Source organism: Kitasatospora sp. NPDC032121, assembly GCF_055580145.1.
Window position 1 is genome coordinate 81,902 of sequence record NZ_JBVILX010000018.1, and the last position, 23,939, is coordinate 105,840.

General features: G+C 70.4%; 25 protein-coding genes and 4 pseudogenes. 13 read left to right on the forward strand and 16 right to left on the reverse strand.

Going from position 1 to position 23,939, the window contains the following annotated elements; genetic code table 11:
* Positions 1 to 19: 19 nt before the first annotated feature.
* Positions 20 to 1,222, reverse strand: a complete 1,203-nt coding sequence (locus ACZ5OX_RS32150) for a hypothetical protein (RefSeq protein WP_465634891.1) — start codon at positions 1,220 to 1,222, stop codon at positions 20 to 22.
* A 163-nt stretch (positions 1,223 to 1,385) separates the two neighbouring features.
* On the opposite strand from ACZ5OX_RS32150, the pseudogene ACZ5OX_RS32155 reads away from it, so the two are divergent.
* A pseudogene (locus ACZ5OX_RS32155) lies at positions 1,386 to 1,472 on the forward strand (helix-turn-helix domain-containing protein); the annotation flags it as partial.
* Positions 1,473 to 1,726: 254 nt separating this feature from the next.
* Here ACZ5OX_RS32155 and ACZ5OX_RS32160 read toward each other — a convergent pair.
* Positions 1,727 to 2,407 (reverse strand): hypothetical protein, encoded by a 681-nt coding sequence (locus ACZ5OX_RS32160; protein WP_465634893.1) that lies wholly within the window; start codon positions 2,405 to 2,407, stop codon positions 1,727 to 1,729.
* A 432-nt stretch (positions 2,408 to 2,839) separates the two neighbouring features.
* Positions 2,840 to 3,448: a TetR/AcrR family transcriptional regulator gene (locus tag ACZ5OX_RS32165; protein WP_465635023.1), complete on the reverse strand. Its 609-nt coding sequence runs from the start codon at positions 3,446 to 3,448 to the stop codon at positions 2,840 to 2,842.
* A 379-nt stretch (positions 3,449 to 3,827) separates the two neighbouring features.
* On the opposite strand from ACZ5OX_RS32165, the gene ACZ5OX_RS32170 reads away from it, so the two are divergent.
* From ACZ5OX_RS32170 to ACZ5OX_RS32180, 3 genes and pseudogenes are all read left to right on the forward strand, one after another.
* Positions 3,828 to 4,337, forward strand: coding sequence for a hypothetical protein (locus tag ACZ5OX_RS32170; protein WP_465634894.1), 510 nt, complete (start codon positions 3,828 to 3,830; stop codon positions 4,335 to 4,337).
* Between the two features lie 24 nt (positions 4,338 to 4,361).
* Positions 4,362 to 5,411, forward strand: a complete 1,050-nt coding sequence (locus ACZ5OX_RS32175; protein WP_465634896.1) for a threonine/serine dehydratase — start codon at positions 4,362 to 4,364, stop codon at positions 5,409 to 5,411.
* A 514-nt stretch (positions 5,412 to 5,925) separates the two neighbouring features.
* A pseudogene (locus ACZ5OX_RS32180) lies at positions 5,926 to 6,030 on the forward strand (IS481 family transposase); the annotation flags it as partial.
* Positions 6,031 to 6,067: 37 nt separating this feature from the next.
* On the opposite strand, the gene ACZ5OX_RS32185 reads toward ACZ5OX_RS32180, so the two are convergent.
* On the reverse strand, positions 6,068 to 6,760 hold the full coding sequence (locus ACZ5OX_RS32185; RefSeq protein ID WP_465634898.1) for a hypothetical protein: 693 nt from the start codon (positions 6,758 to 6,760) through the stop codon (positions 6,068 to 6,070).
* Positions 6,761 to 6,945: 185 nt separating this feature from the next.
* Positions 6,946 to 7,362, reverse strand: a complete 417-nt coding sequence (locus tag ACZ5OX_RS32190; RefSeq protein ID WP_465634900.1) for an SCO4402 family protein — start codon at positions 7,360 to 7,362, stop codon at positions 6,946 to 6,948.
* Between the two features lie 563 nt (positions 7,363 to 7,925).
* Between ACZ5OX_RS32190 and ACZ5OX_RS32195 the strand changes: the two genes are divergently transcribed.
* From ACZ5OX_RS32195 to ACZ5OX_RS32210, 4 genes and pseudogenes are all read left to right on the forward strand, one after another.
* Entirely contained in the window at positions 7,926 to 8,420 is a 495-nt protein-coding gene (locus ACZ5OX_RS32195; protein WP_465634902.1) for a hypothetical protein, read from the forward strand.
* Between the two features lie 39 nt (positions 8,421 to 8,459).
* Positions 8,460 to 8,552, forward strand: a pseudogene (locus ACZ5OX_RS32200) (ATPase); the annotation flags it as partial.
* A 156-nt stretch (positions 8,553 to 8,708) separates the two neighbouring features.
* The gene (locus ACZ5OX_RS32205) at positions 8,709 to 9,131 is read left to right on the forward strand and encodes a hypothetical protein (RefSeq protein ID WP_465634903.1); all 423 of its coding nucleotides are present in this window, start codon (positions 8,709 to 8,711) and stop codon (positions 9,129 to 9,131) included.
* A 311-nt stretch (positions 9,132 to 9,442) separates the two neighbouring features.
* Positions 9,443 to 9,847, forward strand: coding sequence for a hypothetical protein (locus ACZ5OX_RS32210; RefSeq protein ID WP_465634904.1), 405 nt, complete (start codon positions 9,443 to 9,445; stop codon positions 9,845 to 9,847).
* 112 nt (positions 9,848 to 9,959) lie between these two features.
* Here ACZ5OX_RS32210 and ACZ5OX_RS32215 read toward each other — a convergent pair whose 3' ends face one another.
* The 6 genes and pseudogenes from ACZ5OX_RS32215 to ACZ5OX_RS32240 form a co-directional block, all read right to left on the reverse strand.
* On the reverse strand, positions 9,960 to 10,409 hold the full coding sequence (locus ACZ5OX_RS32215) for a hypothetical protein (RefSeq protein ID WP_465634906.1): 450 nt from the start codon (positions 10,407 to 10,409) through the stop codon (positions 9,960 to 9,962).
* Positions 10,381 to 10,797: a Ku protein gene (locus ACZ5OX_RS32220; RefSeq protein WP_465634907.1), complete on the reverse strand. Its 417-nt coding sequence runs from the start codon at positions 10,795 to 10,797 to the stop codon at positions 10,381 to 10,383. The genes ACZ5OX_RS32215 and ACZ5OX_RS32220 overlap by 29 nt, the downstream gene beginning before the upstream one ends.
* Positions 10,798 to 10,865: 68 nt before the next feature.
* Positions 10,866 to 11,114 (reverse strand): ribosomal protein L7/L12, encoded by a 249-nt coding sequence (locus tag ACZ5OX_RS32225; RefSeq protein ID WP_465634909.1) that lies wholly within the window; start codon positions 11,112 to 11,114, stop codon positions 10,866 to 10,868.
* 264 nt (positions 11,115 to 11,378) lie between these two features.
* Positions 11,379 to 11,597: a hypothetical protein gene (locus ACZ5OX_RS32230; RefSeq protein ID WP_465635036.1), complete on the reverse strand. Its 219-nt coding sequence runs from the start codon at positions 11,595 to 11,597 to the stop codon at positions 11,379 to 11,381.
* 184 nt (positions 11,598 to 11,781) lie between these two features.
* A pseudogene (locus ACZ5OX_RS32235) lies at positions 11,782 to 11,925 on the reverse strand (IS5/IS1182 family transposase); the annotation flags it as partial.
* 74 nt (positions 11,926 to 11,999) lie between these two features.
* Positions 12,000 to 12,998, reverse strand: coding sequence for an AraC family transcriptional regulator (locus ACZ5OX_RS32240; RefSeq protein WP_465634911.1), 999 nt, complete (start codon positions 12,996 to 12,998; stop codon positions 12,000 to 12,002).
* A 74-nt stretch (positions 12,999 to 13,072) separates the two neighbouring features.
* Here ACZ5OX_RS32240 and ACZ5OX_RS32245 point away from each other — a divergent pair, with 74 nt between their 5' ends.
* Positions 13,073 to 13,891, forward strand: a complete 819-nt coding sequence (locus tag ACZ5OX_RS32245; RefSeq protein ID WP_465634912.1) for an NAD(P)H-binding protein — start codon at positions 13,073 to 13,075, stop codon at positions 13,889 to 13,891.
* A 429-nt stretch (positions 13,892 to 14,320) separates the two neighbouring features.
* Here ACZ5OX_RS32245 and ACZ5OX_RS32250 read toward each other — a convergent pair whose 3' ends face one another.
* Positions 14,321 to 15,295 carry a transposase gene (locus tag ACZ5OX_RS32250; protein WP_465634914.1) on the reverse strand — a complete coding sequence of 325 codons (975 nt, stop codon included), beginning with the start codon at positions 15,293 to 15,295 and terminating at the stop codon, positions 14,321 to 14,323.
* Between the two features lie 301 nt (positions 15,296 to 15,596).
* A complete protein-coding gene (locus ACZ5OX_RS32255; RefSeq protein ID WP_465634916.1) occupies positions 15,597 to 16,070 on the reverse strand; it encodes a cupin domain-containing protein in 474 nt (157 codons plus the stop codon).
* A 53-nt stretch (positions 16,071 to 16,123) separates the two neighbouring features.
* Here ACZ5OX_RS32255 and ACZ5OX_RS32260 point away from each other — a divergent pair, with 53 nt between their 5' ends.
* The 3 genes from ACZ5OX_RS32260 to ACZ5OX_RS32270 all read left to right on the forward strand — a co-directional run bounded on the left by ACZ5OX_RS32260 (position 16,124) and on the right by ACZ5OX_RS32270 (position 18,736).
* Complete coding sequence (locus ACZ5OX_RS32260) at positions 16,124 to 16,303, forward strand: ribbon-helix-helix domain-containing protein (protein ID WP_465634918.1); 180 nt, start codon at positions 16,124 to 16,126, stop codon at positions 16,301 to 16,303.
* Between the two features lies 1 nt (position 16,304).
* The gene (locus ACZ5OX_RS32265; protein ID WP_465634920.1) at positions 16,305 to 16,649 is read left to right on the forward strand and encodes a VOC family protein; all 345 of its coding nucleotides are present in this window, start codon (positions 16,305 to 16,307) and stop codon (positions 16,647 to 16,649) included.
* A gap of 446 nt (positions 16,650 to 17,095) precedes the next feature.
* Complete coding sequence (locus tag ACZ5OX_RS32270) at positions 17,096 to 18,736, forward strand: MFS transporter (protein ID WP_465634922.1); 1,641 nt, start codon at positions 17,096 to 17,098, stop codon at positions 18,734 to 18,736.
* Positions 18,737 to 19,298: 562 nt separating this feature from the next.
* On the opposite strand, the gene ACZ5OX_RS32275 is transcribed toward ACZ5OX_RS32270, so the two are convergent.
* Entirely contained in the window at positions 19,299 to 19,661 is a 363-nt protein-coding gene (locus ACZ5OX_RS32275; RefSeq protein ID WP_465634923.1) for a hypothetical protein, read from the reverse strand.
* A gap of 410 nt (positions 19,662 to 20,071) precedes the next feature.
* On the opposite strand from ACZ5OX_RS32275, the gene ACZ5OX_RS32280 reads away from it, so the two are divergent.
* The gene (locus ACZ5OX_RS32280; RefSeq protein ID WP_465634924.1) at positions 20,072 to 20,593 is read left to right on the forward strand and encodes an ATP-binding protein; all 522 of its coding nucleotides are present in this window, start codon (positions 20,072 to 20,074) and stop codon (positions 20,591 to 20,593) included.
* A gap of 122 nt (positions 20,594 to 20,715) precedes the next feature.
* Here ACZ5OX_RS32280 and ACZ5OX_RS32285 read toward each other — a convergent pair whose 3' ends face one another.
* Positions 20,716 to 21,243, reverse strand: coding sequence for a hypothetical protein (locus ACZ5OX_RS32285; RefSeq protein ID WP_465634926.1), 528 nt, complete (start codon positions 21,241 to 21,243; stop codon positions 20,716 to 20,718).
* A gap of 1,079 nt (positions 21,244 to 22,322) precedes the next feature.
* On the reverse strand, positions 22,323 to 23,297 hold the full coding sequence (locus tag ACZ5OX_RS32290; RefSeq protein WP_465634928.1) for a phosphotransferase family protein: 975 nt from the start codon (positions 23,295 to 23,297) through the stop codon (positions 22,323 to 22,325).
* Positions 23,298 to 23,939: the final 642 nt, after the last annotated feature.

The following is a 23,939-nucleotide window of genomic DNA, read 5'->3' on the forward strand; positions in this document are numbered from 1 at the left end:
TCGGTACGACAACGGCTTCTTAGACGCAGCCGGGTACGGTGCTGGGGCTACCGCAGTTGTTGGGCTGGTTGAGGACGACGGGACTGACGTTCAGTGTCACCGTGCCGCTGGCCCTGAAGATGCCGCCGGCGTCTGCACCCGTTCCCAGCGCCTGGTTCTTGGTCACCGGGCTACGGGTGAGAGTCGCGTTGCCGAAGGCCGTGTTGACGATGCCGCCACCGCGGGAGTTCGTACCGTTGGTGGTGTTGCCGAAGACCGGGCTGTCGGTGAGCCGCACCGTGCCGGTCACGTTGTAGATGCCGCCGCCCTGCGCATTGTTACCAGTGGCGGTGTTGCCGGTGACCGTGCTCGTCTGCAGCGTGATGGTGCCGGCTTGTGCGATGCCGCCGCCCTGCGCACTGCTCCCGGTGACGTCGTTGCCGGAGACTGCGCTGCCGGATAGCGTCACCGTCGTGCCGACCGCGGCGGCGATCCCGCCGGCCAGGGTTCTTGCGTGGTTGCCGACGATCGTGCTTGCGGTGACGGACGCCGTGCCGGAGCCTCCGAACGGGCTGACGAACAGGGCCCCGCCGGCCGCCGCGGTGTTGTTGCGGAGCACGCTCCTGTTGACGGTCAACGTGCCGTTGTCGTTGTCGACGGCCCCGCCGAAGCTGTCGGCGGTGTTGGTGGTGAGGACGGTGTTGTTCAGCGTCAGTTCGGGCCCGCCGCCACTGAGCCAGATGGCACCGCCCCGGCCGTTGCCGAGGCTGCTGGACGCGTGACCGTTGCTGAGGGTCAAGCTGTTGAGAGTGAGGTTCCCATTGGAGCCGTTGACTTGGAAGAAGCGGAAATTGGCCGCGCTTGCCGCTCGCGTGATGGTGTCGCCGCTTCCGTTGATCGTAACGGTGCTTGTGATGACCGGCAGTCCGTTGTCGTCGTTCGGCGGTGCGGCGTCAGTGAGGGTGTAGGTGCAACCCGGTCTGAGGTTGACCGTGCCGCCCACCGTCGCGACAGCGCCGATCGCGGATTGCAGGTCGCTCTCGCTGCAGCTGGCCACGTTCACGATCGGCCCCTGGGTCGTGGCGCGATCGGTCCTTCTCGCCTCGGCGGAGGGCATGCCGGGCGCCGGGTTGACGGGCCCCGTGGCCGACTGCGAAACGCCGAGTACGTCCGCGTCCGAGGCGGCCGCTTGTGCGGTAGCGGGTGGCGTAATGACGCCAAAAGCGACGAGGGTGAGTCCCATGCAAATGGGGGTCCTACGAGAGATGCTCAGCCGCATCGGGGCTCCTTCGGGTGGATCGCGAATATCGTTCCAGTGAGCGACACCGGAACACAGAAATGATCCATGTCGTATCAGCCGGTGAAATGAACCGGGACGCTCCGATGTCACCCGGATGGGGTGTGCCGTGAGGTATGCGCAGGGCGGCGGTTTGACCGACTCGGAGAGAGCCGCGCGGGAGCGGGTTCGGCGGCGGGCCATGGAACGCTTCGAGACGTGGACATGAGGGGCCCCGAAGATCCCGGACAGCCACTGAGACCTCCTGGAACGGATCCTGCCGAACCACGCCCGCAAGTTCCACCGGCGCGAGGCTCTGATCAGGGCGCCCATCGGATTGCGATCAACGGGTCCTCCGGGTGAGTTCCTTGATCCGGATCATCGAGGCTCGGAGATGGAGCCCGGCGCAGGTGGGCGGTTGCCGCGGGAAGAGCAGGCTGTGCGTCGGCCTGGCCGATCGGGGCGGGACCGCTACCTTGACCGGCCCGCGTTGGGGTTCGGGATAGGGGCTCGATGGGCGGTGGGCTTGGGGCTGCCGGGCGTTGCGCCGCGCGTCCATGACGGGGGCGGCCCAGCACTCGCGGAGGTGGCCCTGGCCGCGTCGGTCACTACGGCGGCCGACGCGACGGCGTCGTGCGCCGGCCTGCGCAGTGCTTCGGTGGCGGCCTGGACGAGGCGCGGCACGAGATGAGAGACGGGGCCGGACTCCCACCCGCGGTCGCCCATCAGCCGCGCCAGGTGGTCCCGGACCGGCTTGCCGTCGTCCTGCATCCGCGCCATCCGGGCGGCCAGCAGCGGCCACTGGCGGGAGTTCACCAGCAGCGCAGCCTCACGTTCCCGGCCGGGCATCGCCTCGTAGACCCAGCGAACGAAGCGGGCGTTCTCCGTCTGGCTCACACCCAGCTGCGCCAGTGCCCTTCGGCGGTCTCCGAGGTCGAGATCCCTCGGCAGATCCAGCCCCACCGTCAGCGGACCGTAGGAGCGAAGGGCATCCCGGCTCGGCGGGCCCGCCGGCCGCCGAGCGGCATCAGGCCTCCGGCCGACCGTCCGATCGACACCGACCCCCTCCGCGTAAGCGGCTGCCAGAAGCCGTCGAACGTCGACGCCCCGTTCCTGGAGCTCCTGCATCGTCGCGGCGATCTCCGGCCACATGGGGGAGGCCAGGATCGCCTCGCCTCGTGGAGTAGCTGCCCACAGCGAGTTAGTGGTTGTTGTTCCGTCAACACCGGTGTCGTCGTCGCCTGGCGCTCCAGCGCCCGCCCGCCCGGCCAACGCGCCGGTGATCTGGAGGACGGCGCCGGCGGTGCGGGCGGCCCGGCGCCGGTCGCGGGTGACGGCCGGCGGCCCGGTGTGCCACTGGCCGCCCGGGCTGGGGACGGTGAGCCGCCGGCCGTCCAGGGCGGCCGTCCACAGCGGGTGCGGCTCGGCCCAGCCCTCCGGCTGCCGCCGGCCGGCCCAGCCGTCGCTGCCGCGCGCCGGGCCGGCGGCGAGCTGGTGCGGGTAGACGACGGCCGGGCGGCTGTGGATCAGCTCGGGCCACGCGGCTTGGCCGCGGTAGGCGGCGGGGGTGCTGTCCGCGCTGATCTACTTCCCCTCGGCCGCCGGCCCGGGCACCAGCGCGGCCCGGGCCGGGTCGGCGGCGGCGATGAGCTGGTGGAGCGCGCCGAAGTAGACCTCGTGGTCGACCACGGCGGGCAGGACGGCTCCGAGCTGCCCGGTCAGCACGGGGAACTCCTCCGGGTCGAGTTCGGCCAGCGCGCGCCGGGTGGCGGCCCGGGCGGCCTTGGGGTCGCGGTGGTTGACGAAGCTCGCGCTGCCCAGGGTCAGTAGGTACAGCCGCCGGTAGGTGACGATCGCCTCGGCCGGGGTCATGCCGGCGGCGAGGGAGTCGGCGAGCTGCGGCTCCACCAGGCGTTTGAGCAGCTGCGGGCCGAGCCAGGGCCGGTCGCCGCGCAGGGCGACCAGGCCCGGACGGTCCGTCAGCAGCTCGTACAGCGCGGTGAAGCGCGCCTCCGTCGCGGTGGCCCAGTCGGTGCCCGGCGGGATCTGCGGCAGGCGGGCGGCGAGGTGGTCGGTCACCAGGTCGAGCAGGCCGGCCAGGTCGGTGACGCGGCGCTGGAGGGACGCCACGGGGATGTCCAGCGCGGTGGCCAGGGTGCGGAAGCTGAGCGCGGTGTGCCCATCCTGATCCACGATCAACAGGGCTTGCTCAGCGATTCGTTCGGGAGTCGCGCGGTTGAGGGAAGTGGATTGCCTCGGCATGCGAGTCAGCGTACGGTACACCGTACCGTCACGGTAGGCTCATGCATCCTCACGGAGGCGACATGCCCCGCACCACGGCACTCGACCCGCTGTCCACCGCCGTGGGCAGCACGTCCTTCACCGACCGGCACCTGGCCGACCTCGCCGCCGGCACCCTCGCGGCCGTCCGCGTCCCCGACTTCCTCGACCGGCAGACCTGCGCGAGCGCGCTGTCCGCGCTGGATCGGCTGCCCACCGCCGACTACGACCCGGCCCGGTGCCGACCCGATCGTCCGGTTCGGTCCGGTCCTCGACGACTACCGCGGCCAGGATGGCCAGCTGGATTCCGGCCGGTACTGGCGCGACGCGGAGACCGCCCGCGCGGCCTGGCAGTGGGCCGGGATGCGCCCGGACCCGATCGCCGTCTCGCCGGCCCGCCCCGGCTCCGCCTGGGGCGCCGCCGTCGCCCCGGCCACCCTCGTCGGCCGCCCGGTCTTCGGCGGCACCCTGCGCGAGATCAGCGCCGGGGGCCCTGGTCCACTACGACGACATCAACCGCGAGTTCCCCATCGGCCTCTGCGTCCCGGAGGAGGGCGGGGCGACCACCGTACGGCGCCACCGCTGGGAGCCCGCCGACGAACAGCACCGCCAGGCGTACGGCTACCGGGTCGAGGCGGTCGAGTACTGCCAGCGCGTCGACCTCGCGCCGCAGCTCGGCGACGGCCTGCTGTTCAACCCCGCGAACTTCCACGCGGCCGCCCCGAACCCCACTGGCCGCCGGATCGCGTTCGCGTTCTTCCTCGGCCTGACCACCACCGGCCGGCTCATCGCCTGGTCGTGACCACCCCATCGCAGGAGCAACGAAGTGCACCAGCTCACCTACGGCGACATCAAGGCCGCCACCGATCGCATCGCCGGACGCATCCGTCCCGTCGCCCTGGCCCAGGTCGACCCGGGTGCGATCCGCACCGCCCACCGCGACCCCCTGGACGAGCGTGAGGTCATCCCGTGCGAGGCGTGGGTGGCCATGGAGTTCATGCAGCACACCGGCTCGTTCAAGGCCCGCGGCGCGCAGAACTTCATCCAGGCCCACCGTGACGCCGACACCCTGCCGGACTCCGGGGTGACCATCGCGTCGGGTGGCAACGCCGGGCTGGCGTGCGCCTGGGCCGCCCAGCAGCAGGGCATCCGTGCGACGGTCTTCCTCCCGGAGACCGCTCCGGCGGTGAAGGTGGCCAAGCTGCGTGGCTACGGCGCCGAGGTGCGGCTGGTCGGCGCGGAGTACGCCGAAGCCCTCGCGGCCTGCGAGGAATTCGCCGTCGCCACCGGCGCGCTCGCCTCGCACGCCTACGACCACCCGCTGATCGCCGCCGGGGCCGGCACCCTGCTGGAGGAAATCCACCAGCAGATCCCCGGTCTGGACACCGTGCTGGTCGCGGTCGGCGGCGGCGGTCTGTTCGCCGGCGTCGCCACCGCCGCCCAGCACCACGGCATCCGCACCGTCGCCGTCGAGCCGGAGAACTGCCGCGCGCTGAACGCCGCGATCGAGGCCGGCCGCTTGGTCGACGTCACGGTGGACTCGATCGCCGCCGACTCCCTCGGCGCCCGCCGAACCTCCGCCATGGCCCTGCACGCCGCCCAGCAGGACGGCGTGCACTCCGTGCTGGTGCCGGACACGGAGATCGCTCGGGCGAGGCAGGCGCTGTGGGACCACCACAAGGTGGCTGTCGAGATGGGCGCCGCGACCGCGCTGGCCGCGCTCACCGCCCCGGACCAGCACGTCGCCGACCGCGACCTGCCGACCCGCCCCGCCACGGTGGGCAGCTACCGGCCCGGCAGCGGGGAGAAGGTCTGCGTGGTGCTGTGCGGGGCGAACACCGACCCGTCCGACCTGGTGAAGTCCACCGCGCACTGACCAGCAGTACGACGAAGGGGCGGCCGAGCGGTCTGCCCCTTCGTCGTGCTCGAAGGCGCTGTCGACAGCCGCCCGGCGGCTGCACGGCGCCCTCGCTGCCGACCGCGACTGACGGCGGCCCGGGGCGCATTCCGGAGGTGTGCCCCGGGCTGCCCGAACGTGCCGGTGCTGCCGCAAGCCGCTGCCCCGGGGGTGCTCGCGGCGGCGGCTCTACTGCAGTGCGGCCTGCCGCTCGAGTGCGACACGGCCATGCCGCCGCCCGGCGCCTTCGGGCATCGGGCGTTCCTCTGCTCGTCCCGCTGCCGCAGCCGGATCTGCCGCAAGCGATATACCAAGGACCGGTGCAGGATCTGCCAGAAGTGGATGAAGATCAGGGTCGGCACAAGCCACGCACGCCCCGGGCACCGAAGCCGATCAAGACCACGATCACGGTGACGGACTGCCCACGCTGCCTGAATCCGTGCCCCATGCCCAACGTCCCGGCCGCTGCGTCAGGTTGAGGCGGGGAACACCCGACGCCTTCCCGCACTGGTTCCACACCTACAATCACCACCGCGGACACACCGCCCTGAAGGGTCAGCCACCCGCCAGCCGTGTCCCCAACCTCACGGGTCAGTACATGGGCCGTGTCTGCACCGTACTGGCCGGGCCGTCGATCAGTCCTTCGCCTCAACCTCGACGGCGGCCCGGATGTCCAGCGTGCGACGGGCCAGTTCCTCGGGCTCGCTGGCGCCCGTCTCGTCGACGACGATGCCGACGGTGCTGCCGTCCGCCCAGGCGCAGGTGGTCTGGGACGCGGCCGGGTAGTCGAGCACCGCGCAGTCCAGGGCGCCTCCGAGGGGGCCGGCCGGATAGTCCTGGCGAGCGGTCACCGTCTCATCCGACGGGTCGTTCATCGTCAGCCTGCCGAAGTACTTGTCCAGCTCCCGTCGGACGTCCGGGTAGCTGCCGGTCAGCCCGATCACGGTCAGCGTCGTCCTGGCCGACCCGGCGGAGCCGTAGCCGGCCACGGTCAGCTCCCGATACGGCCGCAGGGCCGTCATTCGCCGCTCGTAGTCGGCGCGCAGGGCGAGGGTGCTGCCGTCGTCCGGGAGCCGCACCTGGTCGCCGATCCGGTCTGCGAGCACGATCCGGTGCCTCGTCGGGGCGCCGGCCCCGGTCACCGCCGCGATGGTCAGCGCGGCGAACAGGCCGACGACCGCGACCACCGTGATCACAGCTTTGCGGGACACCCGCCGGTACCAGGGCAGTGGAGCCACCGGCTCCAGGGTGTTCGCCCAGATCGCTTGGAGGCCGCTGGGCTTCTCGGCCCCCTGAGGGCCCTCGAAAGTGGTCGTATCACTCTGCACAGGGGCGGATCCTACGTCAGCGCCCGGAACTCCCGCCGGGAGTGTTCTCGCGAGGTCGGGGGCAACCGCGTCGGTACCGGCACCTGCGACGGGCCATCAACAAGCTGAAGGAAGCCTGGGTCGCTGCGACTGACAAGCACGACTACGTCTTCCAGAACGGTCACTGCCACGACCCCTTGCGGTCATTACTCGATGTGCTGGTGTTCCGTCCCGGACATAGCCGGCTCGGTACCGAGCGGCCAGGAGTGGCCGGCGTCGCGCAGCTTGCTCAACGCCGAGTGATCATTGGCCACCAACACCTGGGCCAGTCGGGCTGCCGCGGCGACTACGGCAGACCAGTCCGGTGAGTCCAGATAGACCTCATCGCGGGCAGCGGCGCCAACCGAGTCCTGTACCGCGCTGTTGGCCGCACCAAGACGCGCCATCAGCTCCACTTCCTGCTCGCTGCGAAGGCACCGCCCCAGCCAGGGCAGAGGGTTGTTCGCATCGCAGAAGTCGTCGAAGAGCACGCGCACGGTGTAGTCGAGATCCTCGAACTGATCCGGACCGAGCCACAGCTCCCGCTGCCATGTCAGGCTGGCCAGCGCCACGACCGCAGGCACGACACCTTCGGCCTGGTCACCGACCCGGTCGCCCTGTACACCGCCACGGCCAGCTCGCTCCGCGGGGTCCTTCGCGAACCCGGACGGGTACCTGGGAGGCGGTGGCGCCGGTCGCCGCAGGCCCGTCCGCCGGGGCCTGACCCGGGCGGCCCGCGGCCATGTTGAGTCCGTGCCGTTCGTAGGAAAAATGCCGCGCGTGCCCCTTGGGCGAATGATCATAATGACCGTACCCGCCCCGGCCTGTTCCGCCAGGCCGTTGTCCGGCGGGAACCGGGAGATCAGGAGGCATCCCCTTGACGCGGTTCGTCGTCCGTGTGGCGCCGGTGATGCTGGCGATGACCGGCCTGTTGGCGGGTTGTTCGTCCGCACCGACCCCGGGGTCCCCGCCTTCGGCCGGTCCTGACCATGGTGCCGCTGCGTCTCCGTTGGCTCCACCAGCCCCGGCGCCCCCGCCGGCCGCGCCATGGCGGCCGCTCGCACCCCTGTCCCGCGAGCAACTGGACGCCTCGCTCCTACAGGTTGCCGACCTACCGTCGGGCAGCACGACCGAGCCCGCCAAGGCCGTGCCGGGCACGCCGGCCGAACTGGCCGACCAGATCCAGCGGCACCCGGCGTGCGGGCCGGTCCTCACCGCGGTTTCCGAGCAACTGCCGAACTCCGCCCGTCGCTGGTACGTCACGGGCAACAACGTGCTGGGCAACCGAACCCTGGCGGATCTCGGGAACGTTTCCGACGGGCGGTCCCGGGAACGCTTCGACGCGCTGGAGCAGGCCGTGTACGGCGGCGGCTGCACCGGCTTCCGGGTGGACGGCGGGCCGCAGCTGCGGGTCGAGGCGGTTCCCGTCGAGGGGCTGGAGGTTCCGGCCGTGGGCTTCCGCATCGTCGCACCGACCGGCGCGGTGGCGTCCCAGGGCGGGTTCACGCGTGTCTACCTCTACGCGGCCGTCGGCGACAACCGCGTCCTCCTCCTCACCGCCGACGACACTGCTCACACACCTGCCCTGCGCAGCGACCTGGTGACCGCCCAGGTCCACCGCCTCGCGACCGCGTCCGGCTGATCCGGGCCGGCGCGACACGACCGGGGCACGACCGAGGGGACCTTCAACGGCACCATCCCCGAGACCGGCACCCGCTCCTACCAACTAGCCTCGACCCGGGCGCGGGCAGAGGAACCGGCGAAGGCCGGCTGACCGCCACGAACCTGCTCGACAGCCCTCCGGGCGGGGGGCCGTCACCGCCTTCCGCCATGTTCTTCCGGGCTCGCGTCGACGGGCCAGACGTGAGGGCCCCGCGACAGCCTGGTGCTGGACGTGGACGGCCTGCACGCCCGAACAGGGGGCAGGGACGTGCTCCACGCCTACACCACCGGCGGCGCCCCCACGCACGACCTCGACACCCTCCTCGACTGGCAGCCGCTCATCTTCGCCGAGGAGGCCGCCCTGGAGGCCCTCGACCTGCTCACCACCCGGCGCGGCACCAACAGCGACCTGCTGTTCACCAGCCTGTTCAACGAGCCGGTCTTCGAAGGGCTCACCCCCCGCCATGCCACCGCTGCCGCGCTTCCTGCGCGCCCGCCGCGCCAACCTCAACCCCACGCTGCGCCTGCCTGCGCAAACGCCCAAGCCCGCACTCACCCTGCTGCTCGCCGGGCAGGCACTGGTGGGGGCGGTCGACGGTGTGCCGGGCGATCCGCGGGTGAAGCCGGTTCTGGCGCAGTGCCTGACCCGGTTGGCGACGACTTCGTTGGGGGAGCGGGGCCAGCCGGGTGACCTCGGCTTCGCGATGACCGACGAGGAGCGGCAGAACGCCGACCCCGAGGTGTACGCGCGTGACGAGCTCCGCGGGGTCCTCGTCGAGGCCGTACCGCTTCGCCGCGCCGTCGCGGCTCCGGGCCGGCCCGCGCTTCTCGTCCTGGACCTCACCGCGATAGGCGACGTCGAGGACCTCATGCGCGTGTCATCCAGACATCTACCGACTCTTTTGACTCCCGAGTCAGTGGCGGACCGCAGCATGGGGGGCTCGGAAGCTCCCCTCGATCACCCCATCCCGTCCGTTGGCCACTGCCGGAGAGAAGGTTGTCATGAGCGCATCTACCCGTACCAAGTTCGCCCGTTTCCTGGCCGTCCCCGCCCTTGCCATGGCGAGCGCGATCCTCGCAGCCGCGCCCGCGAGCGCCGGGGGACTCTCCATAGGCGTCAACGGCGCCACCGTCGCGGATGCCGGGCAGACACTGAACGTCTCCGTCAGCTACCGGTGCCTCCCGGTATTCGATTGGGTCAAGATCACCGTCCAGGCCACGCAATCCGCCGTATCGGGCCGCGGCTCGGTCCAGCTCCCCTGCACCGGCGGGGAGACCGTGACCATTCCGGTGGGCGTCACCTCGCCCGGTGACACGTGGATCAGGTCCGCCGTGAACGTGGTCGTGCACATCTACGACGCCGAGCTCGACCGCGGCGGGGCCGCGGCCACCGTCGTCGCCAACTGACCGGCGTCCACGGAAGACGAAACGGCCGGTCGAACCGAAGATCGACCGGCCGTCCCGGTTTGTCGGGGCCGGCCCCCTACCCGGGCACTTGTGCACCGGCAGCCCGGCCGTGTCATGCGCCCCCGGTCGGCCCCTTGCCTCGGGCCACCCCGCCGGCCTTCGGTGGCAGGGCCTTCCTGGTGCTCTTGCGGGCCGCGGTATTCTTGGCGGTTCGCTTGGTGGTGCTGGTGCTCTTCACGGCACCGGTGGTCTTCGGGTGCCGCTCCTGGGCGTCGGCGAGGGCGCGCTCAAGCACAGCCATGAGGTCCAGGACGGTTCCGCCGGGCGGCAGGACTCGCGACTCGGGGGCGTGCGGGGGCTCGATCCCGGCGAGGCGGGCTTCGACGACCTGCTCCAGGGCATGGGCGTACTCGTCGTGCTCGGCCTCGATCCGGAAGTCCTCGGTGACGGCGTCCATCAAGGTCCGGGCGAGCTGGGCCTCCGTGGGGCGCAGCTGGACGGTCTCGGGGGCAATGCCAGCGGCGGAGCGGATCTCATCCGGCCAGGGCAAGGTCTGGAGCACGATGACGTTTTCGCACCCGCAGGACCGCCAGGCACTCGCGGGTCCGGATCGCCACGCGGGCGACGGCGACCTGGCCAGCCTCCAGCATGGCCTGGCGCAGCAGCGTGTACGGATGGGCACCAGCAGGGCTGAGACCGAGGTAGTAGGTCTTGTCGAAGTTGATCGGGCCGACGCGGCCCTGGTCGAGGAAGCCCAGCACCTTGATCTCCCGGGTGGTCGCGAGCGGGAGGTCGGCGAGGTCGTTGTGGGTCAGCACGACGGTGCGCCCGTCCGGGGCCTCGTAGCCGCGGGCGACTTCCTCGTACGGCACCTCCGCGCCGTCCGGCTCGCAGACGCGTTTCTGTCTGATCCGGCCGCCGTCGGCGGCGTGGACCTGGTGCAGCGGCACGGTGTGCCGGCGGTGATGACGCTCTGTTGGCTCTGACCGGAGTTCCGTGAAGCGCCCTGTAGGCGCGCCTATCGTCGCACTTCAGCCTTGGCTCCTACTTCGAGGAGTTCGCAGACCGCGGCTTCGGCCGCCTCCTGCGATACATCTTCGAGGATGGTTGCCGGAAGGTGATCCAGGAGCAATTTGCTGTCCCACAGACCCAGCCCGGTCCGTCGGCGAAGCACCTTCACGACCTCGATCGTATGAGGCCCGGGATGGGTCAGAACCACGGCGTTGGGTACGTTGTCGCAGATCAGCTCGAAGTACTCGTCCGCCATAGTGACTCCTTGGTCGAAGGGGCGGATAACAGCGTAGAACACAGGTCTGATGATCCTTGTTGGCAGTGGATGAGGATTCGGATCCGAAGGAGTCGGAACGAGGCCCGGTGTGGGGTGTTCAGGGACGGTGCAGTCGCAGTTCGGCCAGACCGTTGGCTGCGGCCCGGAGCACGCTGGTGACGGGCGGCGGTACCAGTTCCCGGTGCGACCGGCCGTCGAAGGCCTGTGACTCCCATGACCGTGCGGTGTTCTCGTCGCCGCCGGTCACCAGGACCGCGCGCCCGTCGGGCAGTTCGGCCCAGGCGGTGAGCGGACGGAGCTGTCGTGCGCGCTGGCGGCGGGGATCACCATACGGATGATCAGGCCCGGCACGTCGACGGCGAGTCCTCGCTTTCTGCCGGGTGTCTTCTTGTTCGCGTCCGGTCCCGTGGTCTTCTTCGGTGCCCCGGCCGTCACGCGCACGGATTGGGTGTCGGTGATCACCAGGGACGGGTCCTCTGATCGTCTGGCTCGTTCCCGCACCTGGCGGCGCAGGATCTCCTGGGTCCGCTGGTCGAGGACGTCCTGGTGCCGCAGGCTGGAGTAGTAGAACCCTGCTGACCAGGGTGGAAAAGTCGTGCGGCAGGAGCTGCCACTGGCAGCCCGTCCGGTTCTGGTACGGCAGCGCGTTCACGACCTCGCGCAGGTCGCAGGAGCCGGGGGCCCCGATCGCCGAGCGCGACACCCGCTCCTGCTCCCAGGCGGTGAGCAGCGGCTCGATCAGGGCCCACTGCCCGTCGGACAAGTCCGTTGAGTGCGGCGTCCGTTCCATGCCCCAGCAGCCTCACGCACACGACATGCGAGTCGGCCTGAACGACTCCGTACGCACGAACGGGCGACATCAGATCATCCGGAAACGGACTTGACGCTCTCCCGCAGTGATGAAAACGGCTCATTTGACTTGACAACTATCGTGTCCCGATGAGCGGACGGCGCCACCCCCCGCAACCGCTTGAAAGCCGCACTGAACGCGAACCCGTCCGCATATCCGACCTCCTTGCCGACTTTCGCCACTGTCGCACCCGGCATCCGCAGCCGATCGGCGGCCAGAGCCATCCGCCAGTCGGTGAGGTAGGCCAGCGGCGGCCTCCCGACCAGGGCCGAGAAACGCCGGGCGAACGTGGTGCGGGACATGCCGGCCTCGGCCGCGAGCGAGGCGACCGTCCACGGCCGGGCCGGTTCCTCGTGCAGCCGGCGCAGTACGTGCCCGATGTGCGGATCGGCGAGGGCCTGGTAGCCGGGGGGCGGGGTGGCGCCCGGGTGTGCGAACCACATCCGCAGGGCCCGGACGAGCAGCAGGTCCAAGAAGCGGTCCAGGACGGTCTGTTGCCCTGGCTCATCGTGCTCGACCTCGGCGGCGATCAGGCCGAGGAGCGCGGACAGACCGGAATCAGGGTGCACGATCGTGACCGGCGGCAGCGCGTCGAGCAGTGGCCGGGACAGATTGCCACCGCCCCGGTATCCGGCGGTGACCAGTAGATCCGTCGTGCTGTCCGCCGTGTCCCCGACGGTGCGGCCGGTCACCCTCCAATTGCGCCCCGTTCCTTCCGGATCACCAACAAGGGTGCAACGGTCGGCACCGTCCACCAGCACCCGCACCCCGCTGCCCGGCCGATCCGCGACGCTGTAGGGCGACCGCGTCCGCACGAGCGCGACGGCGCCCTGCGGCAGCTCGACCGGTTCGCCCTCGGCAGGCACGAGCCACGCGTCGCCGCGCAGCATCGCGCTGAGCGTCAGCGGCGCCGGGTCGGTGAACCGCATGCCCCACGGCGGCGCGCTCACCGTGCTGCAGAACACCGCCCCGCGTGCCCTGACCCCGGCGAGATAGTCATCAAGAAGATCCATGCTGGAACGATCGCACATCGATCTGGCCGTCTCGGCCATGGAACGTCCCAGGGAACCGTTGTTGACTGACGGACATGACACAGATTCTCGTTCTCGGTGCCACCGGTAAGACCGGCAGCCGCATCGTTCCCCGCCTCACGTCCCTCGGCCACACCGTCCGCTCCGCCTCCCGCTCGGCGGAGATCCGCTTCGACTGGGCCGACCGCTCCACCTGGGACCGGGCCCTGGCCGGCACGGAGGCGGTGTACTTCGTCCCGACCGAAACGCTCGGCCTGCCCGAACGCGCCGAGCTGGCGGACCGGGCGAAGACGGCCGGGGTCCGGCGGATCGTCCAGCTGTCGGTACGCGGCCTCGACGCCGACGGCGGCGTACCGGAGACGGAGGCGGCAGTTCGTGAATCTGGGCTGGAATGGACGATGTTGCGGCCCTGCTGGTTCTCGCAGGACTTCTCCGCACCGGATTTCTTCCTCCCATCGGTCCTGGGCGGCGAACTCGCGACTCCCGCCGGAAACGGCCGTGAACCCTTCGTCGACGTGGAGGACATCGCGGACGTCGCGGTGGCCGCCCTCACCGACGACGGCCACGCGGGCAGGACCTACGAACTGTCCGGCCCCCGCGCGCTCACCTTCGCCGAGGCTCTCGCCCTCATCGGCGCCGCCGTCGGACGCGAGCTGCACCACCGCCACCAGGACCCGGCCGACTACGTCGCCGCCCAGGTCGCGGCGGGCCACGACATCGCGGACGCCGAAGCCGTCGCCGCCTTCCTGGACGGCATACGCCTCGGCGAGGACGACTACGTCAGCACCGGCGTACAAGAGGCACTCGGCCGGGCCCCGCGATCCTTCGAGGACTACGTACGGACGACGGCACCCACGGGGGTCTGGAACCCCTGACCGATCGGGGGCGACCTGCCAGCCCTTGAGAAGCGATCCGCAAACCCGTCACGCGGCTTGGGATTGGCACGAGTGTTCTCGGGTTCCCGATTCGGGTGATCTCGGCGGTGTCGCCGCATGAAGACAGGGCCCTTGTGCGGCTTGGAGGTTGTCGAGACCGAAAAGCCGCAAGGAGGCCCTGTTGCCGTTTTGGTACGCCGTCGCTGCGGTCGGGGGCAACTCTGGTCCCCTGAGGTTTGACTGCTGTGCGCACCGGTACGGCAATGCGGGCGACCATGGCGCGTGTGTTCGGCGCTACGACAGCGACATGACCGACGCCGAGTGGGCGGCGGTGCGGGATCTGCTGCCGGTGCCGGCTCATAGCCACTGAGCCGCGAAGACTCGTGAGTTCGCCTTGGTGGTCAGCTTCGGAAGTTCTTGGGGGGTTGATCAGGCTGCCAGCGCGACGGAGGATTCTTTGTGTCGGCCAGCGGTGTGCGGGTCTAGCCGGGCCAGTAGATCGTCCAGGTCGGAGGTGGTGAACTTCCACTGGAACGGCTGTGCCGTGGCGTTGGAGCGGTCTTCGAAAGCTCGAAGCCGGTCCCCGACCTGGGCAAGGTCGGTGAAGTCGTTCGGCGAGACGACCTTGCGCTGCACGACGGAGAAGTAGATCTCCACCTGGTTCAACCACGAGGCGTGGACCGGGGTGTGGACCATCACCGCGTTCGGGAGTGCCGCAGCCAGCCGGTCGGCGGCCTTCGTGTCGCGGTGGGAGGAGCCGTTGTCGACGATCCAGAACACGCGCTTGGCGCTGGCGTAGGGTTCAACGCTCATGGCCTGGGTGACCAGGTTCATGAACGGTTCGATGCCGGTGCGTGGCTCGGTGCGACCGAACACCCTGGCCTGGTGGACGTCGTAGGCGGCGAGGTAGGCCAGCGCACCGCCGCTGCCGTAGGTGTGGTTCACACGCATGGCTCTGGCTTGCCCGGGGGCCAGGGTGGGGTGGCAGCGACAGCGGGCCTGGATGGAGGTTTTCTCGTCTGCGCTGATGACGTACTCATTCGGTCCGAGTGGATGGCCTTGCCAGGTGCGGGCGTACAGATCCAGGACGCGTCCGGCCTTGGTACGGAAGCCGGGGTCGGTGATGAAGATCCACGAGCGGTGCTGCCAGGGCTTGAGCGCATTCTGGGCCAGCCGGCGGCGCACGGTGGCGGCCGACACGAAGGGCGTGATGCCCCGCTCGACGACCTCACGGGCCAGTCCAGCGATGCCGCCGTCGGCGAAGCGGCCCCGCCACACCCGCACGGTATTCAGGTGCAGACCGGTTTCAGCCGCGATACGGGAGTTGGAGCGGCCGCGGGCGGCGTGCAGCACCACCTGGGCACGCATCCGCAGCCGGTACTCGGTCTTGAGGCCATAGGCCATCGCCTTCAGCCTCCTCCGCTCGGCGGCGGTCGGGTCTATCGGGCGGGCAGTGGCAACAGGCATGGCAGGCGGGCCCATCGAGAGAACGGATCACGGACGGGCCGCAGCCTGACGCCTCGACAACACACCGGTCGGCACGACAGGCCGCGAACCTTGGCAGCGAGCAGGTCGCGTTGCCGCCACGCAGCGAGAGTGGCTCGCCCTCGGTCAGCCGGCTTCGGCTTCGCCGCTCCCCTTTCAGCCCGCGATGGGGCTGGGGTGCTGCCGCCGGTGTGGTCGTGGAGGTGGTGGTGGTCTTGCCTTACCAGGCAGGGCTGGTGACGAAGTGGGTGTCGTAGCGGTGTTGCTCGGTGAGCAGGCTGTCGTGGCTGGCTTCGCCCCGGCGGATCCTGGCGACCTGCCGAAGGTAGTCGAATCGTTCGATGCCAGGGGTGATCACGATCAGGGCATCGGCGGTGTTCCCTGGGGCGGCGCGGAAGGCGTGGTCACAGCGCGGTGGGATGACCAGGAAGTCACCGGAGCTGGCGGTGATGACCTTCGCCCCCACAAGCACCTGGAGCATTCCGTCGACGACGAAGAACAGTTCGGACGAGTGGTCGTGCCGGTGCGGGACCGCGCCGTCGGCGCTGCGGGCGAGTTGGATGCGGTGGGCGCTGAGCGCACCGTTGGTGGCACTGGCGTCAGCCAGTAGGCAGTGTCCGATCTCGGGTAGTTGCTCGGCGTCGCCTGCGCGGACGACGACCGGGTCGTGCGGATCGGCTGCAAAAACAGACATGAGTGACCCCCTGGGGCTAGAATGCTAGCAATCTAGCGAGCTAGTATCGGCCTATGGGTGATACGGAAGTCAAACAGTTCAACGTGTATCTGCCGCTGGGGCTGATCAGGCAGGTCAAGCATCATGCGATCGAGACGGGCATGTCATTGTCCGCGCTGGTCGCAGACGCCTTGCGCGCCTACCTCGACGACGCCCATGGACAGCGGCAGTCCTCTTCCGAAAAGGAGTCATGACATGGCAACCGAAGGGTTCGAGGCGGTGTTCGTGGAGACCCACAACTGGGGGAAGAGCGCAAAGTTCTTCCAGGAACTGGGTTACAAGTTGGAGACCTCCACCGGCGACGGCTCCGGCGTGTTCCGCAACGGCGAGGGTCCCTACCTCGTCGTTGTCGAGATCCCCGAGAACCGGGAGCCCGGCGTGCAGGTCGCACTGAAGGTGCCCGATGCGGATCTGTTCCGTCCCGATCCGGCCGTGGAGGTCGTCACCCCGTTCCACGACACGCACTACGGGACCCGGGAGATGACCGTCCGGGACCCCGACGGGCGGCTGTGGAGTCTGCAGGCCCCTGCCAAGAGCTGACATTTTCCCTCCCGTCCGGGTGGGCTGATTCGCCTCGGCTGACGGTGCCTGCGGTCCGCCCGGCGAATCCTGCGGCAGTGACGACCTTCGCCCTGCCCGGCAGTGGCCATTGCGCCCGAGGGGGTTCAGCAGCGTGCTGCTGAACCCCCTGTTCGCGAGCACGACCTGATCGAACCGCCGAGGCGAACTCCAAGGAACGGCACCGGCTATGCCATGACGGAGACCTCACGCGACCGACCAGCGAGCAGGTTCGCGCGCTCCTGGAGCAGCCCATGCAAGCGCCGTGAGTCGCCAGGGCGCTCGTCTCCCCTGTCAGGCGCACGGGAGAGGCCCCGTACGCGGGTACCGGGCGAGGACATCTGGAGCAACAAGACGTATTGGGCCCACCTGGTGGCGGTGCTCTGCCACTGACCGTGGGGACACGAGGAGTGGAGGATGGGACACGAATGAGCAGATGGCGCGGCAATCCCTGGGCGGTGCTGCTGACACTCAGCCTGGGATTCTTCATGACACTGCTGGACCTGACGGCCGTCAACGTCGCCATCCCCAGCATGATCGGCGACCTGCACGCGACGCTGGACCAGATGTTATGGGTGATCAATGTCTACATCCTCGTCCTTGCCGCGCTACTGATCACGTTCGGCCGACTGGGCGACGTGCGCGGGCCGCGCGCCATGTTCATCGCAGGTGTCGCGCTGTTCACCGTGGCATCCGTACTGTGCGCTCTGGCCCAGGAGCCGGCCCAGCTCATCGCCACCCGGGCCGTGCAGGGCCTGGGTGCGGCGGCGCTGATGCCGCAGACGATGACGATCATCATCGGCACGTTCCCCGCTGAGCGCCGGGGCGCCGCACTCGGTGTCTGGGGCGGAGTCGCGGGTGTGGCCACGATCGCCGGGCCCACCCTCGGCGGATTCCTGGTCAGCACGGCCGGCTGGCGGTGGATCTTCTTCGTCAACGTCCCGATCGGGGCGATCGTCCTGGCGATGGCCGTCACGATCGTGCCTGACATCCGGCACGGCAACCACCGAAAGTTGGACATTGCGGGTGTCGTCCTCGCCGCAGCGACGCTGGTATGCCTGACCTTCGCGCTTACCGAGGGCCAGCGGTATGACTGGAACGCCGGGATCTGGGCGCTGCTGGGCGCGGCGGCCCTACTGCTGGTGCTGTTTCTGATCCACCAGGGCACCCGGCAGCACGGCGAACCGCTGCTGCCCTTCGTGCTCTTCCGCGACCGCAACTACGCGGTCATGAGCTTCGTGTCCGCGACCGTCCAGGTCGGGATGCTCGGCCTGTTCCTGCCGGTGATGATCTATCTGCAGTCGGTGCTGAACTTCAGCGCCCTCACAGCCGGACTCGTGATGGCGCCGGCGATGGTGGTGTCAGCGGTGCTGTCGCCGGTTGCGGGCCGGATGGCGGACCGGATCGGCGGCAAGTATGTCCTGATGACCGGTCTGACCCTGTTCGCGGCCGGCATGGCCTGGCTCACCTGGGTCACCGATGTCGGCCGCGCGTGGTGGGAGTTCCAGCCCGCCCTGGTCACGGCGGGGGTAGGCATCGGCTGCGTGTTCGGCCCGATGGTCACTGTCGCCATGTACAACGTGGACCCCACGATGGCCGGGGCGGCCTCCGGCGTGATGAACACGATCCGCCAGATCGGCACAGTGATCGGCAGCGCCGCAGTCGGCGCAGTACTGCAGAACCGCCTGGCCGCCGCGCTGCAAGACGAAGCGGCAAAGCGGGCTGCCGGCCTCCCGGCCGACGTCCGCGGCCAATTCCTGGCCGACTTCCGCAACGCCGCCAAGAGCGGTCAAGAGGTCGGCATCGGGCGGAACGGCGCGGTGGTCCACCCACCGCAGGGAACGCCGACAAGCCTGGCCCATCACATCGATCAGGTGGCGGCGTCCACGTTCGAACACGGGGTCGTCCACGCGATGCGGCCGACCCTGGCACTGCCCATCATCGTGATCGCGGTCGGCGCCGTCTCGTGCTTCTTGGTACGACGCCGACAGGTCGGCAGCCCGAGCCCCGCTCCGGAACCAGTCGACCTCAGCACCTCGGCCTCAACGCGCCAGGAGTTCCTGGGCTGAGGCCGTTGTCGACGGGGGCCGTGCTGTGGTCAGTCGCCCTTGCCACCTTTGTGGCGACAGCGTCCGGCGGCGGCCAGCCACCCTCCGGCTTGTACGGCTCGGCGGCGGTACCCGCCCTGTCGGCTGTGCTGGGGTGCCACACCATCTCGACCCGTCCGGCCGCGACCTGATGGCGCCAGCTCCGACCTCTGACCAGCGCTCAGACGCGTGATCGGCTCCGCAGTCAACCCCCGAGGGACTTCCGGGGCTGACCACTGAGGATCGGCGGCCTCCCATGATCTGGACGCCTCCGGTGGCGACAAGGTGCGCTACCGGTTCAGCATTGGCGGTAATCGGGCGTTGATCTCGGGCTTGCTTGTCCTCGCGGTTGTTCGGGTCGGTGACGGTGGCTGTGGCCCTGGGGTGCTTTCGGTGCGGGTTTGTGGGGTCGTGGCCGGCTGGTTGGCTGGGTGGTCGGTTGTGTGTGGTGGCACCGCTCGGGTGGGTGACGGTTCCTCGCGGGGACTGCCGGAGTGTCGGTTGGAGTGTCGGGTCTCCGAGCGGTGCTGCTGTGTCTTCGTGGTCAGTTGAAGACGAGGATGTCGGTGCGCATCGGCAGGGGGCTGTTCCAGCCGATGTTGATCTTGAAGGTGACGACGCCGTTGCCGGGGGCGATGCTCGACACCTGGAACGGTGCGGCGCCGACGAATCGGTTGCCGTTGGCGTCGGTCTCCGAGGCCGTGATGACGACGGTCGAGTTGATCCCGATGACGTTCCACGAGATCTGCAGGTTGAACGTCCCGTTGCCGGGGCTCCAGTTCACCCAGCCGCGCCACACGGCGCCGACGTTGCCGCCGATGTCGGCGAGGTGCTGCTCGGTGTCGGTGGACTGCAGTGCGCCGGTGATCTGCGGGACCTGGGAGGCGGTGGGTTCGGCTGCGGCCATGACGGCCCTCCTTGTGCCGGGAGGGCCCCCACGAGCCCTCCGGATACTCAGAGTGTCCGCCTGTGCGCGTAGTGTCACAATCACTCGTGAGGGTGAACGCCCGGCGTGTCGCCGCGCCACTCGCCCGTCCGCGCCCTGCGGCCGCCCGCCACCCGGCGCGCACCCCGCCCCCATCCGCCCGCGCACCCGCCCACTCGCCCGCCCGCCGCCCGCCGCCGCCCCACCGCCTCACCGCCCGCCCTCCCGTCCTCCTGGCCTGCGGGGTCGGCCGGTCGTTCTGGTCTGATCGGGGGCTGCGGGAGTGGCAGGTCGTATCTGCTGGTCGGGGTGGGCGTTGTGATTGCCGGGGCCGGTGGGCGCGTTTGCTCCATGGCGGGCCGTGGACCTGGTGAACGGGCTTGCCGGGGCCGGTGGGTGGCGAACGGCTCGGCCGCATGATCGGGAAGTGTGGCCGTGTCGGCTTTCTCTGTCTGGATGGGCTCGGCTGCGTCAAGGTCGACCGGCGCGGTGCGGGGCTGCTGTTCCGGATTTTCATCGAGCGCGGGGAGCGCCACGCGATTGCGATCGCGATCGCTTCGAAGTGGCTGTTCGTCGGGTGGGGCGAGGCCTTTACCGGCGGGTGCGTGTGCTGGGCTGTCGTTGATCGGCTCGCCGTCGGGGTTTCCGTCGTCGGGGTCGGTGCGGGGTTTTGCCGGTTTGCCGGTACCGCTGCCAGGTGTGGGACGGTCGCCGTGTGGCCGGCGTGGGCCCGAATGGCCTGGTTCGCCGGTTCCTCCGCGTCCTGGCCGATCTTTTTCGCCTTGGTCGGCGGGTGCGTCGATTGGGCGGTCGACGGACGCGATGGCTTCGACGCCGTGGTCGATTGGATCATCCCGATCGCTGGAATGCCAAGCGGACGAGCCGATCTGGCAGGTCCCGGGGTCCCCGTGTGAGAACGCCGGCGGCAGAGCGGGTTGCGGGCGGTGGGCTGTGTGGAGTTCTGTCCGGAGGGAGCCGTCAACGGCCGCCGGGCATTCGTCGCCTGCCCGCCGGCCGCTTCGACGGCTTTCCCGGTTCAGATGGGGATGACATTGCCGGGCGTCGACGACCCGTCCAGTCGGAGTGTCGTGGTGGGTTTCAAGCCGCCGGGAATGTGATGGTTGACCGTCAACTGATAGGACGCGCCCCAGATTTGCGTGTGCTGGCCCTGCAGGTCGAGTGTCAGTGCGAGGAAATTGAACGTTCCCGCAAGACCGGGCAGGGCCTGGTTCATGAGTCCGACCTCGGCCTTGTTGAGCTGGGCCGACGCCCCTGGGCCGTCACTGTTGTAGTAGACGGTCAGTGAGGCCGTCAGGGCGAATTCCAGTGAGGAGAGATCCAGGTCGTCCTTCCAGAAGTCCACAGTTTGGTCGGAATTCGGCAGAAGGGACAGTGCTTTGCCCTTGATGAATCCGCCACTGGAGTTCGTGTTGTCGAGCATGAGGTCGTTGATGAATCCCGTATAGATGATCAGCGCGCTGTCTGTCGATCCGGGCTCGGTGGTTCTCATCTTCAGACTCATCGGGCCTGAAACCTTGTCAAGCGGAACTTGCACCGTGCTCATGGGTGCCACCACACTTCTCTTGGTAAGGGCGCCACGCGAACAGTCCTGGGGCCGGCGGCCATGGGGGCTGACGCAGCCCGCACGGCCCCCAGCATCTTCTCCGCCCCAGGCTTGCGCCCGCCTGGATCCGCCGAACGGTGCAACTCCGTACATGGTCGACCTGCCGGGTGGGTCAGACTGTGGGAAACCGGCTCCCGGTGGCCGGCCCCGTGGTGTCGGAACCCGGTTCCGGCGAAGATGCCGGTCCGGTGCCGCCGCGCGGGCACCGAAGCGAGTTCCTGCCCCGGCCCACGGGCTCTGGCCGGCAAGGGATCCACCGGCGTGTGACCGGTCCTGCCGGCCCGGGTATCCGAAAGACCTCCGGGAACGAAGCCGGCGAGAGCGCCACGGAGGACCACGAAGCCACGCGAGCCGAGGACGCCCGCCCGCCCGGACGCGTCCTGTCGGGGGTGCGATCGGGGCGGGCGTTGCTCACCTCACGCGACCGGCCCACCGACGGTCCCCGCCGGCGCCACCACCCCGACGGGCGGCCGGCGGCGGGTGCGGGTGCCGGGGGTGGGGGGTGGGGGTGGTGCCGTTGTGGGGGGGTGGCTCGGGTGCGGAGGACGGCGGAGGGAGCGGCTGGCGAGCGCCCTGACGGCCCGCGGCTGCGGTAGGAGTGCCCGCCCGAGACCCCCGGGCGCTGTCGCGGCCCGGGGGTCGCATTCGCGCCCGTGTCCCTGTGCTGCGCTGCTGTCTGTCCCGCGTGTGGGGGCTGCCGGTGTGTGTGGGTGCCGGGGGGTGGGGGGTGGCTGGCTGGTCGTGTGGGGTTTGGGTGGTGGTGCTACGGGTGGCGGTCCGGTCGGCTTGCGTCGGCTTCTGCCGGTGCCTGGGCGTGCCGGCCGGGTCCGGTCGTGGGAGGCGGGGCCCCTTGTGCCGGCGTTTCCGGGTCCGGGGGCGGTGCTCGCCTGCGGCCCGCCCGCCCGCTTGCTCGCTTGTGTGGGGTGCGGCGTGCGCGGGTGGGGTGGGTGGGGGTGGGTGTGTGGGGGTGGTTTTGTTGTGGGGTGTTGGTCTGGGCCGGGGGGTTGGGGGGTTGGTGTTCAGGTGTGGTGGTCGAGGAGGGCTTGTAGGTAGTTTTCGAGGCGGGTGGTCAGGAGGGTGGGGGTGAGGTCGGTGCGGCCGAGGTCGTGCCAGGGTTCGGCGATTTTGCGGGCGTCGGGGGCGAAGGCGAGGGCGTCGAGGAGTTGCCAGTAGAGGTGGGCGGGGCCGGTGGCGAGGGTGTGGCCGCCGGCGGCGGTGTAGCGGTCGGGGAAGGCGAGGCCTGTTTCGGGGCCGTGGAGCAGGGCCAGCGTGGTGGAGCAGTGGGCGACGTCCAGGTCGGCCGGTCCCCAGGAGGTCTCGACCCAGTCGACGACCGCGCTGATCTTCAGGTCCGGGCCGTGGCCGGTGAACAGTACGTTGCCGGGGTGGAAGTCGCGGTGCAGGAAGCAGGGCCGGTGTGCGGGCGCCGGGTGGCGGATCACGTCGATCGCCCGGGCCCACAGTGCGGGCCGTGCCGTGTCGGGGGGCACGGTGACGCGTTCGGGTGCCGTCCACGGCTGCCAGGCGCGTGGGCGGTCCCGTTCGGTGACGGGCAGGGCGTGTACGGCGGCGAGCTGTGCGGCCAGCAGGTCCGTGCGTGCCGCCCGGTCCCGGTCCTCGGCCACGCGGACGGTGCCGGGCAGGTGGGTCATCATCAGCGACGGGTGCTCGCACACTTCCCCCCGCGCGTCCACGGCGACCAGCCGTGCCGCCGGGACGCCACTGCCCTCCAGCAGGCGCAGCACGCCCGCCTCGCGGGCGAGCAGGGCCGGGGCGTGGCGGCGGTAGAACGGTTTGACGAAGGAGCGCAGGACCAGCGCGTACGGGCCGGCTCCGCCGGGGCGTTCCACGTCCAGGCGGCGCATCCGCGAGGTCCATCCGCCTTTCAGCGCGCTGACCGCGCCGATGCGTTCACCGGGTGCGAGGTGTTCCTCGACCCACCGGCGCGTGGCGTCCCATCCCTGGCCCCAGTCCCCACCCTCGGTCACGGACACCGAGCCTACGCCCCGGCCCGCCGCACGCCCCCACCCGGACCCGGGCCCGCCGTACCCGGACCGGGGTGGACCCCTGGTCCCCGGCCTGCTGTACGCGCCCACCCGGTCCCTGGCCTGCCGTGCGCGCCCACCCGGCCTGCCGCACCCTATCCGCCCCGCCCGGACCCCGGACTCGCCCGGACCCGGTCCCGGGCCCGCCGTACCCGGACCGGGGCGGCCCCCCGGTCCCCGGCCTGCCGTATGAGCCCACCCGGACCCCGGTCCGCCGTACCCGGACCCGCCAGGTTCCCGGCTTGCCGCACCCGGTTCCCGCCCGGGCGCCGGCCCCCGGCCTGCCGTGCGCGCCCACCCGGCCTGCCGCACCCTATCCGCCCCGCCCGGACCCCGGACCCGCCCGGACCCGGTCCCGGGCCCGCCGCACCCGGACCGGGGCGGCCCCCGGTCCCCGGCCTGCTGTACGAGCCCACCCGGACCCGGGCCCGCCGTACCCGGTCCCCGGCCTGCCGTGCGCGCCCACCCGGACCCTGGCCTGCCGCACCCGGTCCCTGGCCTGCCGTGCGCGCCCACCCGGCCTGCCGCACCCTATCCGCCCCGCCCGGACCCCGGACCCGCCCGGACCCGGTCCCGGGCCCGCCGCACCCG